The following is a 15,870-nucleotide window of genomic DNA, read 5'->3' as shown; positions in this document are numbered from 1 at the left end:
GACCGGCGTCGTGGGCAGGAGGTGCGAGAAATGAGCACTCAGTTCGAGACGGAACCGAGCTCGGATGTGGGCGGCGCAGCGCCTGTCTCACGAACGATGTGGGGACACGTGCGTGGCCGCTGGGACGGCCCTGTCGCGGTATGGCGCAGCATCCCGTACGCGGCGCCCGCCGCGGGGCCCGATCGTTTTCGGCCACCGATGCCGCCGCAATCGTGGGACGGGATTCGGGACTGCGTGACATTCGGGGACATCGCCCCGCAGACCTTGGGCCCGATGGTGCCCGTCGATTCGGCGCTCCGGATGGGCGAGGACTGCCTCTGGCTCGATGTGTGGGCGCCGCCGCACGCCACCGATACGGGTGAACCACGGCCGGTGCTGGTGTGGCTGCACGGCGGCGCGTACTGCCTCGGCACCGCGGCGCAAGGCATCTACGACGGCCGCAAACTGGCCGAGACCGGTGACGTCGTGGTGGTCGGCGTCAATTACCGGCTCGGCGCACTCGGCTTCCTCGATCTGTCGTCGCTGTCGGACGACTTCACCCCCAACCTCGGCCTGCACGATCAGATCGCGGCGCTGGAATGGGTACGCGAGAACATCGCCGGATTCGGCGGTGACCCCGGCAATGTGACCCTGTTCGGTGAATCGTCCGGAGCCGGGTGCGTGACGGCGCTGCTGACCTCGCCACGTTCGGCCGGGTTGTTCCACAAGGCGATCGCGCAGAGTCCGCCCGCGACGACGGTGTTCGGACAGGAGCGGGCGGCAGGTGTCGCACGGCGCTTCCTGGAATTGTTGGAATTGCCTGAATCCCGGGCGAAGGAACTGCTCGAGTGTCCACTCGAACGGATCGTGACCGCAGCGGGCGTGCTGCTCGATGAGATCCCGTTGAAAGAGCCGGGCAGGCTGGCCGCGGCGCCCGTTGTCGACGGCGATCTGCTCCCCACCTACCCGATCGACCGCTTCCAGCACGGGCGCTCGCACCGGGTGCCGCTGATGATCGGGACCAATAAGGACGAGGCATCGCTGTTTCGGGTATTCCGTTCGCCGATCATGCCGGTGACGCCGGACGCGGTGAACGCGATGCTGCGCGATGTCGCCGCCAACCACCCCGAGATGTCGCACGAGCGCATCGCCGAAATCACCTCGGCCTACCCCGATCTCGACAAAACCCGCGGCGCGCTGGCCATGTCCACCGACGCGGCCTTCCGGATGCCGGCCCACTGGGTGGCCGACGCGCATGCCCAGCACTCACCGACCTGGATGTACCGCTTCGACCAGGCGACCCCGATGTTGAAGGCGGCCCGCGTCGGGGCAGGCCACGCCACCGAATTGCCGTACGTCTTCGGCAATTTCGGCACCTTCGACCACGACCCGACTTTCTGGCTCGGCGGCCGCAAAGTGGCCACCGAGGTATCCGGTCGCATTATGCGCCGCTGGCTGGCTTTCGCCACCCACGGCGTTCCCGCGGCGCTGGACGGCTCGAAACACTGGCCGCCCTACCGCCCGTCGAACCGCACCACCTTGGTGATAGACGCCATCGACCGCATCGTGGACAACCCAGACCGCGAACTGCATACGGCCTGGGGCGAACAGGCCGTCGGTTTCAGCTGAGCCGTCCGTGTCCTAAACGGCCGTCGGTTCCGGAGCCGGAGTGGTTGCGCGGCGGCCCAATCGGACCGGCATGTGCTCGTACCCGTGCAGGGTGAACAGCTTTCGGCGTTGCGGCGGGCCGTCGAGGGTGAGGTCGGGGAAGCGGTCGAACAGCGATTGCAGGGCATAGACCGCTTCCATGCGGGCCAGGCTGGCGCCGAGACATGCGTGCATGCCGCTGCTGAAGGTGAGGTGCTCCTTGGCATTGGGCCGCGCGACGTCGAAGGTGGCCGGGTCGGTGAAGACCGCGGGGTCACGGTTGGCGCCTGCCAATGACAGCACGACCGTGCTGCCTTTACTTATCGCGATGTCCTCGAGTTCTACGTCGCACAGGGCAGTGCGGGCCGTTGTCTGCACCGGAGCGTCGATGCGCAGCACCTCTTCGATGGCGTTGGGCCACAGTTCCGGTTCGGCGCGCAGCCGGTCGAGCTGTTCGGGGTGGGCGACGAGCTGGGCGACGCCGTTGCCGATCAGGTTGACCGTGGTTTCGAAACCGGCGCCCATCAGCAGGCTGGCGGTTGCTTTGAGGGCAAAGGTGTCCAGTTCACCGGCGGTGACCAGGTTGCTGAGGATATCGTCGCCCGGTTCGCGGCGCAGGCGTTCGATGTGGTCGTCGAGGTACTCGTTCATGACATCCATCGCGCCCACCCCGCTGCGGAACGTTCGCCAGGAGATTCCGACGTCGAGCAGGGGCGTCGCCTTGTCGCCCCAGTCGAGGAAGATCTTGCGGTCCCGTTCGGGGAATCCGAGCATTTCGGAGATGATCGCGATGGGGACCTGCGCGGCGAAGGATTCGATCAGGTCGGCCGAGCCGTCCGAGGGCAGCGCGTCGAGCAATTCCTCGGTGACGATTTCGACGCGGTCGCGCAGCCTGCGGATAGCGCGCGGGGTGAAGGCCGAGGAGACCGGACGGCGCATCGCTGTGTGGTCCGGCGGATCGATGACCAGCATCGACGGCGGCTCAACCGGGCTCGGTGGCAGCGGGAAGCGGTCCGCGATCTTCTGGAGTGGCTTGGGGATGTTGAAGCTTTCGGTGGAGCGCACGCCGAAACGACTGTCCCGCAGAATGGCTCGGCACAGATCGTGATCGAAGGTGGCCCAGGCGATCGGGGTGCGCAGCAGCCTGCTCGGTCCGTGCGTCACCTGCTCGCGTAGGTGTTCGATGAGTGGATACGGGTCTGCGAGACCGCTGGGTCCGCCCATCAGTTGGGCGAACGGGTCACCACGCCAGGCGTGCGTTCGCAAGGCGAACCGGGGGGCGCCCTGCACCGATAGCCAACGCAACCAATACTGCGGCTTCATTTCTCACCAACCCCATCGTTGTGCGATATATCCACCCTACGGATTCGTCTGTGATTGTGGAACGTCCCATGGTCGGATGGCGGCCCTATACCGTGGTAGGAGCCGTCAACCGCCGCACCTATCGATTCTCCCAGTGAACGCCACTGTCCTCCCGGCGAACGCCGGGATTCAGCCGAGTTTCAGCGTCGAACCGTGACCCGTTCGGATTCCACGCGCCGCTCGTACTGAGCCGGGTCGGGATTGACCACCTGCACCAGCGAAGCCCCCGCGGCCAGCACCGAGACCAGACCGTCGATCAACTCCGCGGGGGTATCCCACGACGCGCTCGACAGCACCCGGTCGCCCTCGGAAAACCCTTGCAGCAGTGCGGATTTTTTGGCCTCGGCCAATACCTCGGACACCGGCATGCCGTCCAGTGCCATACCTGCTCCGCGTGGCAGGAACTGGTCACCGTGCACGCGCACCGAGGTGGCGAAATCGGTGATGCCGACCGGAAGATCGCGCACCGGCATGCCGAAGGCATCCAGTGACAAAGCGGCAACCTCGGCGACACCGTCGGTTTCGTCGAGCCTTTCGGCCGTGGCAAGGGCCAGATCGGCGTCGGGATCGGGCCGCAGCACCACCTCGGTGCCCGCCCACCAGCAGCCGAGCAGGACCGCGGCGGTCTGCCAGTGCGCGGGCAGCAATACCGCGACCCTGGCGCCGGGACTCAGGCCGAACTCGTCGCGAATCAGGTTGGCGGTCTTGGCCGCCCAGTTCGCCAGCGTCAGCCCGGATAGCTCGATCCTGGCGCCGCTGGAGTCGTCGTAGTAGGTGACGCGCGGACCCGCGGGTTCGCGTTCGAGGATCGGATCGAGCACCGCCTCGGTGAGGGTCAGTCTCTGGTCTTTGTCACGCATCGTTCAGTTCACGCATTTCGGTCCTGTCTGGCCTGCGTCGATCGGTGGGGCGGGTGGGACCGGCGTTGCGGTGGCCGTCGACGTCCCGGAGATGTCGAACATGCTGCTCGCAGCCGAGCCCGGCCCAGAATAGTCGCTTGCCAGCACGACGCTGATCGAATCCGGCGACAACGACGGATCGGCGACCACCGTCAGTCCGCCGAGTGCCTTCGCCACGGCCTTGGCCTTCGGGTCCGAGGTGTTCGCGGCAAGCACCCTGCTGCTGGTGACACTCGGACCGGTGTAGTTGCTCACCAGCCCCTCGTGGAAACCCTTCGCGGCCAGCGCCTGCGCCACCTGTCCCGCAAGTCCACCGACGCCGCTCGCGTTGAACACGCTGACGCTCACGGTGTCCGGGTCGACCGTGGCCGCAGCGGACTGCTCGGATTTGCCGTCGACCAGCGCTGCCACATAGGTCTTGACGGCCGTGGGATCGACACGGACCACCGATTCGCCGCTGCTTGTCATGCTGTTCAGATCGGTGACCGGCACCGTCTCGAACTTCACCTGACCGCCCGAAAGATCCTGCAGCTGTTGCAGAAACGCGAGCACGTCCCAATTATCGTCCAGTACAACGGTGCGTCCGACCGCATCGCTGAGCTGTTTCAGTTTGCCCGGGTTGGCCAGCGTTTTCGCATTGAGCACCTGACCGACCAACTGCGCCATGAAGACCTGCTGGCGCACGATCCGATCCAAGTCACCGCGCGGCAGATCGTGGCGCTGGCGCACGAAACCGAGGGCCTGCGGCCCGTCGAGCCGCTGGCGACCGGCCGGGAAGTCGGCGCCGGACATCCACTCGTCGACCGGGTTGTTCAGACACACCTCGACACCGCCGACCGTGTCGGTCAGCAGCACGAAGCCGAGCAGGCTCACTTCGGCGTAGTGGTCGACGGTGATACCGGTCAGATTGGCCACCGACTTGATCAGTGCCTGACGGCCTGCCTGGGTGGACTGCTTCTCCGCGTCGGCCGCGGAAACGCCCTGGTTGATCAGCTTCAGCCGCTGGGTTTCCTTGGTCGCGCCGTAGGCGGAGTTGATTTTTCCCATGCCGAGGCCAGGGATATCGATATACGAGTCGCGGGGGATGGAGATAGCGGTGGCGGAGCGGCCGTCGTTCGGGACGCGCATCAGCACGATGGTGTCGGTGTTGGTGCCGACCTCGTTGCCCGCGTGCAGCATCGCGCGTTCCTCGTCGCTCAGCGCGTTTCCGTGCGCGTCGGTGCGGCTGTCCACGCCGACGAGGAGGATGTCCACGGCGCCGTCGCGGCCACCGCCCAGCCCGAGGTTGCCGATGCGTTCGATATTGGAGATCAGCGCATCGACGCTGTGCCAAGCGAAGCCGGTGAGGACGAGGACCAACACCGCGCCGATCGCGATGAACACGCGCAGCGGACCGAACGCGCCCGATCCGGCATCAGCGCCGGATAGTCGCGATCGCACCGACGTCCTGCTCCGCTGCGGCAACTTCTGCATCCTCTCGATTAACTCAGGTTCTCTCCAGACAGCGCCAGACCGCCCCCAATTTCCGGTAAACCCCCGTGCCCGTCCATCTAGGCTAACCAACGGTTACCGCAGCGGACATCAACCGCAGGTGTCTCGGCGTGCCAGACTTGCGGCCGTGACCGCCGACACCGCAGCCCCAGGACGTCTGATCGTGACCGGGGCACGGGGGCAGCTCGGACGGGAGATACTCCGCCGCGCACCCGCCGCCCGTGCCTTCGGTCACCGTGAACTCGACATCACCGACTCGGCCGCGGTGCGTGCGGTGATCGAACCCGGTGACGTGGTGCTCAATTGCGCCGCTTACACCGCCGTCGACCAGGCCGAATCCGATCCGGACGCGGCCTTCGCCGGAAACGAGACCGGACCGGCCGTGCTCGCGGCCGCCTGCGCCGCCGCAGGCGCCAGGCTGATCCATCTCTCGACCGACTATGTGTTCCCCGGTACCAACGACCGGCCGTACGACACCACCGATCCGACCGGGCCGTCGACTGTATACGGCCGGTCGAAATTGGCAGGTGAGCAGGCAGTATCGAAGTTGGCTCCGGATGCGCAGGTGGTGCGGACCGCGTGGGTGTACGCGGGCGCGGGCAATGATTTCGTCGCCACCATGCTGCGGCTGGAACGCGAACGCGACACCATCGACGTGGTCGACGATCAGCTCGGCTCCCCGACCTACGCAGGCGACCTGGCCGCGGGTCTGCTGGAGCTGGTCGGCCGCCCGGACGCGCCCCGGCTGCTACACACAACCAATGCGGGACAGGCGAGTTGGTTCGAATTGGCGCAGGCGGTATTCGCCGGAATCGGCGCCGACCCCGCCCGCGTACGTCCGTGTGACTCGTCCGCGTTTCCGAGACCTGCACGGCGCCCGGCATATTCGGTGTTGTCCAACGATTCGTGGATCGGTGCGGGGCTCAGCCCGCTGCGAGATTGGCAGCAGGCACTCGGGGACGCGCTGTCGCGTCTGTCCGACTAGGCTGAACCGTCGTGAGTGAGCGCAGCGAGCGAACCAGAGAAACAGCCGCCCGAGCGGTCATGCCGGAGCCGAGCGTCAGCGAGGCGGAGGTATGAGCGCTTCCGATTCTGCGGCCCCAGGCGGGCTTGTCGTCGTCACGGTGACTTATTCACCTGGCGAGCACCTCGAGCACTTCATCACCACGCTGGCCGATGCGACCAGCGAGAAGCCACAGGTGATCCTCGCCGACAACGGCTCCGTCGATGGCACGCCGGAGCTGGCGGCCGAGGCGAATTCGCACGTGCGGCTGCTGCGTACCGGCGGCAATATCGGCTACGGCGGGGCGATCAACCGGGCCGTCGCGGAGATCGATCCCGATATCGAGTTCGTGATCATCGCCAACCCGGACATCCGCTGGGGCACCGATTCCATTGATGAACTGCTGGCCGCCGCGAAACGCTGGCCGCGCGCGGGCGCACTCGGTCCGAAGGTGCTGGAACCGGACGGCAGCCTCTACCCATCGGCGCGCTCGGTGCCCGGCCTGCTCGACGGCGCCGGGCACGCGATCCTCGGTACGGTGTGGAAGTCCAATCCCTGGACGCGGCGCTACCGGCAGGAGAACGAAGAGATTTCCGAGCGGACCGTCGGCTGGCTGTCGGGATCGTGCCTGCTGGTGCGACGCGCGGCCTTCGATTCCATCGACGGATTCGACTCCCGCTACTTCATGTACATGGAGGACGTCGACTTCGGCGACCGGATGGGCAAGGCCGGTTGGCACAACGTGTTCGTGCCGTCCGCGGAGGTGACTCACGCCAAGGGGCACGCAGCTGGACGCCACCCGGAAATAATGCTGCCCGCGCACCACGCGAGCGCATACCGCTTCCAAGCCGACCGGCATCCGCACTGGTGGCAGGCGCCGCTGCGGCTCGCGTTGCGCGCTGGACTTGCGATCCGATCGCGGATTGCGGTTCGATCTGCGCTGCGTCAACAGGCGCAGAGCTAGCCGCGTCAACTGGCGCACAGCCGAACAATCCACTGTGAACAGGGGAGCTCGATGGCAGGAAATGCAGGCACCGACGCCGTGATTCTGGTCGGCGGGCAGGGTACGCGGCTGCGTCCGCTGACCCTGTCGGCGCCAAAGCCGATGCTGCCGACGGCCGGACTGCCGTTCCTGACGCATCTGCTCGCCCGCATCGCCGAGGCCGGGATCAATCACGTCGTGCTCGGTACCTCCTTCAAGGCGGAGGTGTTCGAGGAGCATTTCGGCGATGGGTCCGAGCTCGGCCTGGAGTTGGAGTACGTCACCGAGACCGAGCCGCTCGGCACCGGCGGCGGTATCCGCAATGTGCTGTCCAAGCTGCGCGCGGACAACATCATGGTGTTCAACGGCGACGTGCTCGGCGGCACCGACCTCGGCTCGATCCTCGACACCCACGAGTCGACCAAGGCCGATGTGACGCTGCATCTGGTGCGGGTCAGCGACCCGCGCGCCTTCGGTTGTGTGCCGACCGACGAGAACGGCCGGGTCACCGCGTTCCTGGAGAAGACACAGGATCCGCCGACCGACCAGATAAATGCGGGCTGTTACGTCTTCCGTCGCGAATACATCGAGAAGATTCCGGCCGGACGCCCGGTCTCGGTGGAGCGTGAGGTCTTCCCCGCGCTGCTCGCCGAGGGCGCCCGCGTGCAGGGCCACGTGGACTCCTCCTACTGGCGTGACATGGGCACGCCGGAGGACTTCGTCCGCGGCTCCGCCGACCTGGTGCGTGGCATCGCCCCCTCACCGGCGCTGCCCGGCCAGCGTGGCGAATTCCTCGTCCACGAGGGTGCGGGCGTCGCCCCAGGCGCCCTGCTCATCGGCGGCACCGTCGTGGGCCGCGGCGCGGAGGTCGGCGCGGGCGCTCGCCTCGACGGCGCGGTCCTCTTCGACGGCGCCCGCATCGAAGCAGGCGCCACCGTCGAACGCTCCATCATCGGCTTCGGAGCCCGCATCGGCCCGCGCGCCCTCGTCCGCGATGCCGTCATCGGTGACGGCGCGAACGTCGGGGCCCGCTGCGAACTACTACGCGGGGCCCGTGTGTGGCCCGGCGTCGACATCCCCGACGGTGGCATCCGCTTCTCCACCGACGTGTAGTGATTCGCCTGCCGTCGTCGACATGTGGTTCGGCGACGGCAGTTTCGGTCGGCTCGAGCTGAGAAGTCCTAGCTCCGGATCTTCCACAGGTAACGGGTTTTGGGACGACCCGCTCGCCCGTAGTCGGAGCGCCGGTCGACCAAGCCGTCTTCGGCCAGTTTTTCCAGGTAGCGCCATGCGGTGATGCGGGAGACGCCGATGGTTGTCGCGGTGTCGGCAGCGGTGACGCCTTCGGGCGCGTCACGGACCACCCGGGAGATTTCGTCGAGGGTTTGCGGGGCAACGCCTTTGGGGGCGGTGGCGCGTTGGTCGAAGGTGCGTAGGGCGCTGAGGGCGCGGTCGATGTCTTGCTGGGAGATGGCGGTTTCGCCTGCGGGTAGCGCGGTGCGGAACTCGCGGTAGCGTTCGAGTTTGTCGCGGAATGCCGCGAAGGTGAACGGTTTCAGCAGGTAGAGCACGACGCCATGGGACACGGCGGTGCGGACCATGGCCAGATCGCGGGCCGAGGTTATGGCGATGACATCGGGGCGGGGTGCCAGGCCGGTAAGCGCGGCGGCTACATCGAGGCCGCTGGCATCGGGCAGGCCGATGTCCATGAGTACCAGGTCGATCGGGGTGCCCTCGGCCGCGGCGTCGGCGGCAGCGCGCATCGCGTCGCGACCGGTGTGCGCGATACCGACCGGGGTGAAGTCGGGGATGCGTTCGACGTAGGCGCGGTGCGCCTCGGCGATCAGTGGTTCGTCCTCGACTATCAGGACCCGGATCATGGTGCGACCTTTCGTGGAATCGTCACGGAGACCGCGCTTTCCGGATCTCGCTCGGTATGGATCGCGCCGCCGTGCCGGGCGACCAGCCGGTGCACCAGTGCCAGGCCGAGCCCCTGATGGTCGGCCTTGGTCGAGTAGCCGCGTTCGGCGGCACGGGCGAATGTCTCGGCGGACATGCCGGGGCCGCTGTCCGCGACATGCAGGTACAGCGCTGAATCCTGGTGGCTGGCCGCCCCGTCTGCCAAATCCAGTTGGCGCACGGTCACTTCCACCCAGCCGTCGGCGCCGTCCGCGGCCGCATCGATGGCGTTGTCGATCAAATTGCCGACCAGCGTCACCGTTTCGTGCGCGGACAGGGGCGCGGTCGAGTCGAGGGCGGTGTCCTCGGTGATGGTCAATTCGACGCTGCGTTCGGCGGCCTGGTTCACCTTGCCGAGCAGCAGTGCCGCGAGCGCCGGGTCGCCGACCGAGGTGAGCAGCCGATCGATGAGTGCTTGGGACAGTTCGAGTTCGGCGGTCGCGAATTCCACGGCCTCCCGGTAGCGGCCCAGTTCCACCATGGTTACCACGGTGTGCAACCGGTTGGCCGATTCGTGTGCCTGTGCCCGCAGTGATTCCGCGAGTCCGCGCACGGAATCGAGTTCGCCCATTACGGTTCGCAATTCGGTGTGATCACGGATGGTCATCACGGTGCCGATCGGTCGGCCTTCCCAGGCCACCACATCCTGGTTGACCAGCAGTATCCGGTCGGTGGTCACGTGCATCTCGTCGCGCACCACGCCCCAGCTCATGCTCTGCATCGACAGCGGCAGATCGTTGCGCTGCACCGGACCTGACGGCAGGTCGAGCAACCTGCGGGCCTGGTCGTTGACGACCTCCGCATGCTCGGCGAACGGACCGAACACCACGAGGCCTTCGTGGATCGAGTGCAGCACCGCATCGTGCTGCTCGTACATGGCGCGCAGTTCGTCCGGCGCGAGGCCGTGCGTCTGGCGGCGGAGCCGGCGACTCAACAGGAAGGAACCCGCCGCCGCGACCATCAGTCCAGCGGCCGCGACGCCGAGGATCACCGGCAGTTGCGTGGCGACCTGGTCGCCGATGCGGGCCCGGGTCACGCCGGCCGACACCAGCGCGACGACTCGACCGTCGTCGTAGATCGGCGTCACCGCGCGTATCGATGGCCCGAGCGTGCCCGTGTAGGTCTCGGTGAATGTCTGCCCAGCCAGTGCGCGATCGATATTGCCGCTGAAGGGTTGTCCGATGCGTTCGGGCGTGGTGTGGGTGAACCGCGTCCGGTCCGGCGCCATCACCACGATGAAGTCCATGCCGGTGTCCTTGCGAATCCGCTCGGTCACCGGTTGCAGCAGCGCCGTGGGATCGGGGGATTGCACCGCGGCGAGCGTGGAGGGAGCCCGCGCGACCGCCACCGCGACATCGGTGACCTCGCGGGTGGTTGTCACATCGCTGTCGTGGCGTGCATCGAATACCGCGAGGACCGCTCCGATGCCGATCATCAGCGCGAGCACAACCAGTTGCAGTACGAATGCCTGCCCGGCCAGAGTTAGCCGACCACGTCTCACAAACTGTCCTCCGCTGAACACTGTCTTTCTTGAACGTAATGCACCAAAGCGTGACCGGCATCACTCCGGCCGCCAACATTGTGCACAAGGGGTGGTGACCCACCTCACGCCGGTACCACTGAAGAGGACAGCACTCGCTATGAGCGACACAACGCAACAGCAGCGGCGCGACCGTACCCATTGGCTGTATCTAGCCGTCATCGTCGCCGTCGGGGCGGGAATTCTGGTCGGCTGGCTCGCGCCCGGTGTCGGTCAGTCGATGGCGCCGCTGGGCACCATGTTCGTGAATTTGATCAAGATGATGATCGCACCGGTCATCTTCTGCACCATTGTCCTCGGCATCGGTTCGGTGCGTGCGGCGGCCACCGTCGGCAAGGTGGGCGGCCTTGCCATCGGGTACTTCATGGTGATGTCGACCGTGGCGCTCGGCATCGGTCTCGTCGTCGGCAATCTGCTGGAGCCGGGCACGGGTATGAACATCGCCGAGACCGCCAAGCAGGGTACGAAGCTGGCCGATCAGGCGCACGCCGCGGGCGGCACCTGGGAGTTCATGCAGGGCATCATCCCGACGACGCTGGTCTCCTCGCTCACCGCGGGCAGCGTGCTGCAGGCGCTGTTCGTGGCGCTGCTGGTCGGATTCGCGGTGCAGGCCATGGGGAGTGCGGGCGAGCCGGTGCTGCGCGGGGTGGCGACGCTGCAGAAGCTGGTGTTCCGCATCCTGTCGATGATCCTGTGGCTGGCCCCGATCGGCGCCTTCGGTGCGATCGCGAACGTGGTCGGCAAGACCGGGCTCGATGCGGTGAAGCAGCTTGGGCTGTTGATGATCGCCTTCTATCTGACCTGTCTGGTGTTCATCTTCGGTGTGCTCGGTGTGCTGCTGCGGACGGTGTCCGGTGTCTCGATCTTCAAGCTGGTCCGCTACCTGGCGCGGGAGTACCTGCTGATCGTCGGCACCTCGTCCTCGGAGTCCGCGCTGCCGCGCCTGATCGCGAAGATGGAGCACCTCGGTGTCGAGCGCACCACGGTGGGTGTTGTTGTGCCGACCGGGTATTCGTTCAATCTGGACGGCACCGCCATCTACCTGACCATGGCCTCGCTGTTCATCGCCGACGCGATGGGCAAGCCGCTCGGCATCGGCGAACAGCTCGGGCTGCTGCTGTTCATGATCGTCGCGTCGAAGGGCGCGGCAGGCGTGACCGGCGCCGGGCTGGCGACGCTGGCGGGCGGACTGCAGAGCCACCGACCCGAACTGCTCGACGGCGTCGGCCTGATCGTCGGTATCGACCGCTTCATGTCCGAGGCTCGTGCCCTCACCAATTTCTCCGGCAATGCTGTCGCGACGCTGCTGGTCGGCACCTGGACCAAGACGGTCGACGTCGATCGGGTTCGCACGGTGCTCGACCGTGAGCTGCCCTTCGACGAGCGGACCATGGTCGACGATGTCCATGATCCGCGGCCGCAGCCCGAGCCCGAGTCCAAGGACCTGGTCACGGCCTAGGCTGCAACCGAAAACGAAGGGGCCCGCAGGATCTGCGGGCCCCTCGTGGTGTGTGCGTCAGGACGCCCACTTCTCCGGGTTGAGGTGGTGCTGGGTGACCGCGGTCGCGTGGCCGTGGCCGAAGCCGTGCTCATCCTTAAGCCAGGCGACCAGCTCTTTGTGCGACGCCAGGCCCGACTCGCGCATCAGGGACTTCCACTCATCGATGGTGTGGCCGTACTTGGCCTCGATCGACGGGAAGTAGGACGCGGGGCCGTGCGGCTTGGTCGTCATGGCGGTCATCTCCTGATTGTTCGGACGTTCAGTGGAGTAGACGAACCTCCGCTCGCGAATTCATCGGCGAGCGTGTGTGGTCTGGATCACGCGGCGACCGCGGTGCCTACCGGCTCGGTGACGGTCTTGTTCGACGTGCTGTGCTCGCGGATCAGCAGTGCGCCGGCGAGAGCGACGAGGACGGCGGTGAGGCCGTGGATGCCGAATGCCGCGCCCGCCGAGCCGTTCCAGCTGAGCACCGTCAGCATGTCGCCGGTGGGGACCAGCGCGAGGACCAGCATCACAATGCCCAGCGCGAACCGCTGCCGCGTCGCGAGCAACGCCAGGATCAGCACCCCGGAGACGGTGTCGCGGACGCCCTTCAGGTTCATGAACGCGACCGCGTCGCCCTTCGGCCATTCCGGCAGGCCGAATCCGGTGGCAATGGTCTCCGGCGTGATCAGGTAGCTGATGCCGATGTAGAGGATGAACGCCGCGCCGATGAGGGAAAGGACGGTGGCGATGCGGGAGATGTTCATGGTCGCTCCTTGGTGCGCGTTCTCGATGCTCTGAAATCTAGCGTCGCTAGGTATGTGAGCAACATTAACGGAGCTTAGATAGATTGTCTAGCGTTGCTAGACAAGCGGATGCGAAAGTCTGTCGAGGACGGCACCTGGGAGCGCTGGAGTGTCGGGCAGGGCAGAGTGGTGGACATGCCTGATGTTGTGGTCGTCGGATCCGGACCGAATGGACTCGCCGCGGCGGTGATCCTGGCCAGGGCCGGACTGGCCGTCGAGGTGCACGAGACACAGGACACCGCGGGCGGCGGTTCCAGGACCGCGGAGCTGACCCTCCCCGGCTATCGGCACGATGTCTGCGCCGGTGCGCATCCGATGGCGCTGGCGTCGCCGTTCTTCCGTGCGTTCGATCTGCCCGCGCACGGGGTGGAACTGCTTGCGCCGCAGGTGTCCTACGCGCATCCGCTCGACGGCGGGACGGCCGGGCTGGCCTGGCGCGATCTCGACCGAACCGTGGACGGTCTCGGCCGCGACGGCGCGGCATGGCGCTCGCTGTTCGGGCCCCTGGTCCGCCGCGCGAGTGCGGTCGTCGATCTGGCGATGTCGGATCTGCGCCATCTCCCCGCGGATCTGTCGACCGCGGTGCGCTTCGGCCTGCGCATGATGGAGCAGGGATCGCCGTTGTGGAACATGCGATTTCGCGAGGAGGCCGCGCCGGCGCTGTTGACCGGTGTTGCCACCCACGCGATCACCCCACCGCGCGCCTTTCCTGCCGTCGGCGCCGGTCTGTTGCTCGGCACCCTCGCGCACGCGGGCGGCTGGGTGCTTCCCCGGGGCGGCAGCCAGGCGATTCCGGATGCGTTGATCGCCGAGCTAGCGCGTCTCGGCGGTCGCGTCGTCACCGGCCACCGCGTCGACTCGTTGGAGGAATTCGGCGGCACCCGGGCGGTCGTATTGGATACTGCCCCAGCTGAACTGCTGCGCCTCGCGGGAACTCGACTGCCGGACCGCTACGCCGCGCGCCTTGGCCGCGTCCGCTACGGCGGTGCCGCGTGCAAGGTCGACTTCGCACTGTCCGGACCGGTGCCGTGGCAGGCCGAGGGCTGCGATCTTGCCGGGACCCTGCACCTGGTCGGCACTCGGGTGCAGGCGATGGCCGCCGAAAGGACCATCGCCGCAGGACAACACGCGGCGCGACCGTATGTGCTCGCCATCCAGCCCGGTGTGGTCGACCCGAGCCGCGCACCGGCGGGCGGTCACACCTTCTATACCTACGCGCATGTGCCGAACGGTTCGACCCGCGACATGACGGAGTCCGTGATCGCGCAGGTCGAGCGCTTCGCCCCTGGCTTCCGTGACCTGATTCTGGCCACCCATGTCCGCACCGGCGCCGAAATGCCCTCCCACAATGCCAATTACATCGGCGGCGACATCTCCGCGGGCGCAATGACATTGCGTCAGACCGTCTTCCGTCCCACCCCGAGATGGAATCCCTACGCCACGCCGCTGCCGGGTGTCTACCTCTGTTCGGCATCGACCCCACCGGGCCCCGGCGTGCACGGCATGAACGGTTTACACGCCGCCCGGCACGTGCTGCGCCACGAATTCGGCATCGACACCGATCCGCTGGAGCTCTTGCGCGCGCCGCAGGTATCGGCCTGACGTCCGTCGAAGGTCAGCGAGCAGCAAGCCATTTCGGGCGATCTACATGCTCCGCTGGTGTATCTGCCGTGCTCGAGACCGACAAGGGCGCGCGGGCGCTGGCCTGCGGTGTCGACCAGGACGCCGTGGCCGGATGTCCGCCCTATACGTCCTTCGTGCGGTACAGATCCGGCTCCAGATAGATGATCCGCGCCGCGGGCACGGCGGCGCGGACCCGGGTCTCGGCGTCGTCGATCGCGGCGGCGATATTTTCGATGTCCAGCCCAGGGGTGATCCCCACCTTGGCGGCGACGAGCATTTCCTCCGGTCCGAGGTACTGGGTCTTCACGTGGATCACGCGATCGATGCGAGTGTCGTCGACCAGGTTCGCGCGGATGGCGCGGTCCTCGTCGGGGGTGGCGCCCTCGCCGATGAGCAGGCTCTGCATCTCGATGATCAGCACGATCGCGATGACACCGAGCAGGATGCCGATGGCCAGCGTGCCGATGCCGTCCCAGATCGGATCACCGGTGACCATGGTCAGCACGACCGCGCCGAAGGCGAGGACCAGACCGATCAGCGCGCCGCTGTCCTCGAGCAGCACCACCGGCAGCTCTGGGCTGCGCGAGTTGCGGATGAACTTCCACCAGCTCGCATTGCCCTTGAGCGGCCGGGATTCCCGGATGGCCGTGCGGAAGCTGAATGCCTCCAACGCGATCGCTATGCCGAGGATGACGACCGCGACGATCGGCGAGCTCAGCTCCTCCGGATGCTGGATCTTGTGGATGCCCTCGTAGATGGCATAGACCGAGCCGAGCGTGAACAGCACCAGGGCCACGATGAAGGAGTAGAAGTAGCGGTTGCGCCCGTACCCGAACGGGTGCAGCTCATCGGCCTCCTGCTCGGCGCGGCGCTGACCGACCAGCAGCAGTCCCTGGTTGGCGGTGTCGGCCACCGAGTGCACGCCCTCGGCAAGCATCGACGCCGAACCGGTGATCGCCGCGCCGATGAACTTTGCCACCGCGATTCCTGCGTTCGCCGTCAACGCCGCGAGGATCGCCTTCTTGCCACCACCAGCCGACATACGGTTTGGTCCTCTCTGCTGTCTTCGATCGTCCCGCCACCCGCGGACACACTG

The 15,870-nt window shown here is 66.9% G+C and carries 14 protein-coding genes; 6 read left to right on the top strand and 8 right to left on the bottom strand.

From position 1 onward, the window contains the following. Positions 1 to 30: 30 nt before the first annotated feature. The gene (locus tag ACFQZZ_RS20375) at positions 31 to 1,608 is read left to right on the top strand and encodes a carboxylesterase/lipase family protein (RefSeq protein ID WP_378682869.1); all 1,578 of its coding nucleotides are present in this window, start codon (positions 31 to 33) and stop codon (positions 1,606 to 1,608) included. 12 nt (positions 1,609 to 1,620) lie between these two features. Here the strand turns inward: ACFQZZ_RS20375 and ACFQZZ_RS20370 are convergent, their stop codons facing one another. From ACFQZZ_RS20370 to ACFQZZ_RS20360, 3 genes are all read right to left on the bottom strand, one after another. Next, positions 1,621 to 2,949, bottom strand: coding sequence for a cytochrome P450 (locus ACFQZZ_RS20370; protein ID WP_378682866.1), 1,329 nt, complete (start codon positions 2,947 to 2,949; stop codon positions 1,621 to 1,623). A 179-nt stretch (positions 2,950 to 3,128) separates the two neighbouring features. Further along, a complete protein-coding gene (locus tag ACFQZZ_RS20365; protein ID WP_378682864.1) occupies positions 3,129 to 3,848 on the bottom strand; it encodes a TIGR03089 family protein in 720 nt (239 codons plus the stop codon). Positions 3,849 to 3,851: 3 nt separating this feature from the next. After that, positions 3,852 to 5,360: an LCP family protein gene (locus tag ACFQZZ_RS20360; RefSeq protein WP_378682860.1), complete on the bottom strand. Its 1,509-nt coding sequence runs from the start codon at positions 5,358 to 5,360 to the stop codon at positions 3,852 to 3,854. A 145-nt stretch (positions 5,361 to 5,505) separates the two neighbouring features. Between ACFQZZ_RS20360 and rfbD the strand changes: the two genes are divergently transcribed. The 3 genes from rfbD to ACFQZZ_RS20345 all read left to right on the top strand — a co-directional run bounded on the left by rfbD (position 5,506) and on the right by ACFQZZ_RS20345 (position 8,476). Continuing rightward, entirely contained in the window at positions 5,506 to 6,363 is an 858-nt protein-coding gene (gene rfbD / locus ACFQZZ_RS20355) for a dTDP-4-dehydrorhamnose reductase (RefSeq protein ID WP_378682858.1), read from the top strand. A 91-nt stretch (positions 6,364 to 6,454) separates the two neighbouring features. Then, complete coding sequence (locus ACFQZZ_RS20350) at positions 6,455 to 7,345, top strand: glycosyltransferase family 2 protein (protein WP_378682855.1); 891 nt, start codon at positions 6,455 to 6,457, stop codon at positions 7,343 to 7,345. 51 nt (positions 7,346 to 7,396) lie between these two features. Further along, positions 7,397 to 8,476, top strand: coding sequence for a sugar phosphate nucleotidyltransferase (locus tag ACFQZZ_RS20345; RefSeq protein ID WP_378682852.1), 1,080 nt, complete (start codon positions 7,397 to 7,399; stop codon positions 8,474 to 8,476). A 68-nt stretch (positions 8,477 to 8,544) separates the two neighbouring features. Here the strand turns inward: ACFQZZ_RS20345 and ACFQZZ_RS20340 are convergent, their stop codons facing one another. After that, on the bottom strand, positions 8,545 to 9,243 hold the full coding sequence (locus ACFQZZ_RS20340) for a response regulator (RefSeq protein WP_378682849.1): 699 nt from the start codon (positions 9,241 to 9,243) through the stop codon (positions 8,545 to 8,547). Further along, positions 9,240 to 10,757 (bottom strand): ATP-binding protein, encoded by a 1,518-nt coding sequence (locus ACFQZZ_RS20335; protein WP_378683196.1) that lies wholly within the window; start codon positions 10,755 to 10,757, stop codon positions 9,240 to 9,242. The genes ACFQZZ_RS20340 and ACFQZZ_RS20335 overlap by 4 nt, the downstream gene beginning before the upstream one ends. Positions 10,758 to 10,962: 205 nt before the next feature. Here ACFQZZ_RS20335 and ACFQZZ_RS20330 point away from each other — a divergent pair, with 205 nt between their 5' ends. After that, complete coding sequence (locus ACFQZZ_RS20330) at positions 10,963 to 12,321, top strand: cation:dicarboxylate symporter family transporter (protein ID WP_378682846.1); 1,359 nt, start codon at positions 10,963 to 10,965, stop codon at positions 12,319 to 12,321. Between the two features lie 57 nt (positions 12,322 to 12,378). Here the strand turns inward: ACFQZZ_RS20330 and ACFQZZ_RS20325 are convergent, their stop codons facing one another. Both ACFQZZ_RS20325 and ACFQZZ_RS20320 read right to left on the bottom strand, forming a co-directional pair. Then, positions 12,379 to 12,594 (bottom strand): DUF4287 domain-containing protein, encoded by a 216-nt coding sequence (locus ACFQZZ_RS20325; RefSeq protein ID WP_378683193.1) that lies wholly within the window; start codon positions 12,592 to 12,594, stop codon positions 12,379 to 12,381. An 86-nt stretch (positions 12,595 to 12,680) separates the two neighbouring features. Continuing rightward, on the bottom strand, positions 12,681 to 13,112 hold the full coding sequence (locus ACFQZZ_RS20320) for a DUF4267 domain-containing protein (RefSeq protein WP_378682843.1): 432 nt from the start codon (positions 13,110 to 13,112) through the stop codon (positions 12,681 to 12,683). Positions 13,113 to 13,286: 174 nt separating this feature from the next. Here ACFQZZ_RS20320 and ACFQZZ_RS20315 point away from each other — a divergent pair, with 174 nt between their 5' ends. Continuing rightward, positions 13,287 to 14,753, top strand: a complete 1,467-nt coding sequence (locus tag ACFQZZ_RS20315) for a phytoene desaturase family protein (protein ID WP_378683190.1) — start codon at positions 13,287 to 13,289, stop codon at positions 14,751 to 14,753. A 142-nt stretch (positions 14,754 to 14,895) separates the two neighbouring features. Here the strand turns inward: ACFQZZ_RS20315 and ACFQZZ_RS20310 are convergent, their stop codons facing one another. After that, complete coding sequence (locus ACFQZZ_RS20310; protein WP_378682841.1) at positions 14,896 to 15,816, bottom strand: cation diffusion facilitator family transporter; 921 nt, start codon at positions 15,814 to 15,816, stop codon at positions 14,896 to 14,898. Positions 15,817 to 15,870 lie beyond the last annotated feature (54 nt).

Origin of the sequence: Nocardia sp. GCM10030253 (assembly GCF_042675075.1) — a bacterium.
Classification (GTDB): Bacteria; Actinomycetota; Actinomycetes; order Mycobacteriales; family Mycobacteriaceae; genus Nocardia.
Note: the sequence above shows the minus strand (reverse complement) of the source record. Positions and strands in the feature narration are given on the sequence as shown.

Bases quoted from the DNA above. Each gene is read 5' to 3' on its own strand.
- ACFQZZ_RS20375 (WP_378682869.1), top strand. From the start codon at position 31: ATGAGCACTCAGTTCGAGACGGAACCGAGCTCGGATGTGGGCGGCGCA.
- ACFQZZ_RS20370 (WP_378682866.1), bottom strand. From the start codon at position 2,949: ATGAAGCCGCAGTATTGGTTGCGTTGGCTATCGGTGCAGGGCGCCCCC.
- ACFQZZ_RS20365 (WP_378682864.1), bottom strand. From the start codon at position 3,848: ATGCGTGACAAAGACCAGAGACTGACCCTCACCGAGGCGGTGCTCGAT.
- ACFQZZ_RS20360 (WP_378682860.1), bottom strand. From the start codon at position 5,360: ATGCAGAAGTTGCCGCAGCGGAGCAGGACGTCGGTGCGATCGCGACTA.
- ACFQZZ_RS20350 (WP_378682855.1), top strand. From the start codon at position 6,455: ATGAGCGCTTCCGATTCTGCGGCCCCAGGCGGGCTTGTCGTCGTCACG.
- ACFQZZ_RS20345 (WP_378682852.1), top strand. From the start codon at position 7,397: ATGGCAGGAAATGCAGGCACCGACGCCGTGATTCTGGTCGGCGGGCAG.
- ACFQZZ_RS20340 (WP_378682849.1), bottom strand. From the start codon at position 9,243: ATGATCCGGGTCCTGATAGTCGAGGACGAACCACTGATCGCCGAGGCG.
- ACFQZZ_RS20335 (WP_378683196.1), bottom strand. From the start codon at position 10,757: ATGATCGGCATCGGAGCGGTCCTCGCGGTATTCGATGCACGCCACGAC.
- ACFQZZ_RS20330 (WP_378682846.1), top strand. From the start codon at position 10,963: ATGAGCGACACAACGCAACAGCAGCGGCGCGACCGTACCCATTGGCTG.
- ACFQZZ_RS20325 (WP_378683193.1), bottom strand. From the start codon at position 12,594: ATGACGACCAAGCCGCACGGCCCCGCGTCCTACTTCCCGTCGATCGAG.
- ACFQZZ_RS20320 (WP_378682843.1), bottom strand. From the start codon at position 13,112: ATGAACATCTCCCGCATCGCCACCGTCCTTTCCCTCATCGGCGCGGCG.
- ACFQZZ_RS20315 (WP_378683190.1), top strand. From the start codon at position 13,287: ATGCCTGATGTTGTGGTCGTCGGATCCGGACCGAATGGACTCGCCGCG.
- ACFQZZ_RS20310 (WP_378682841.1), bottom strand. From the start codon at position 15,816: ATGTCGGCTGGTGGTGGCAAGAAGGCGATCCTCGCGGCGTTGACGGCG.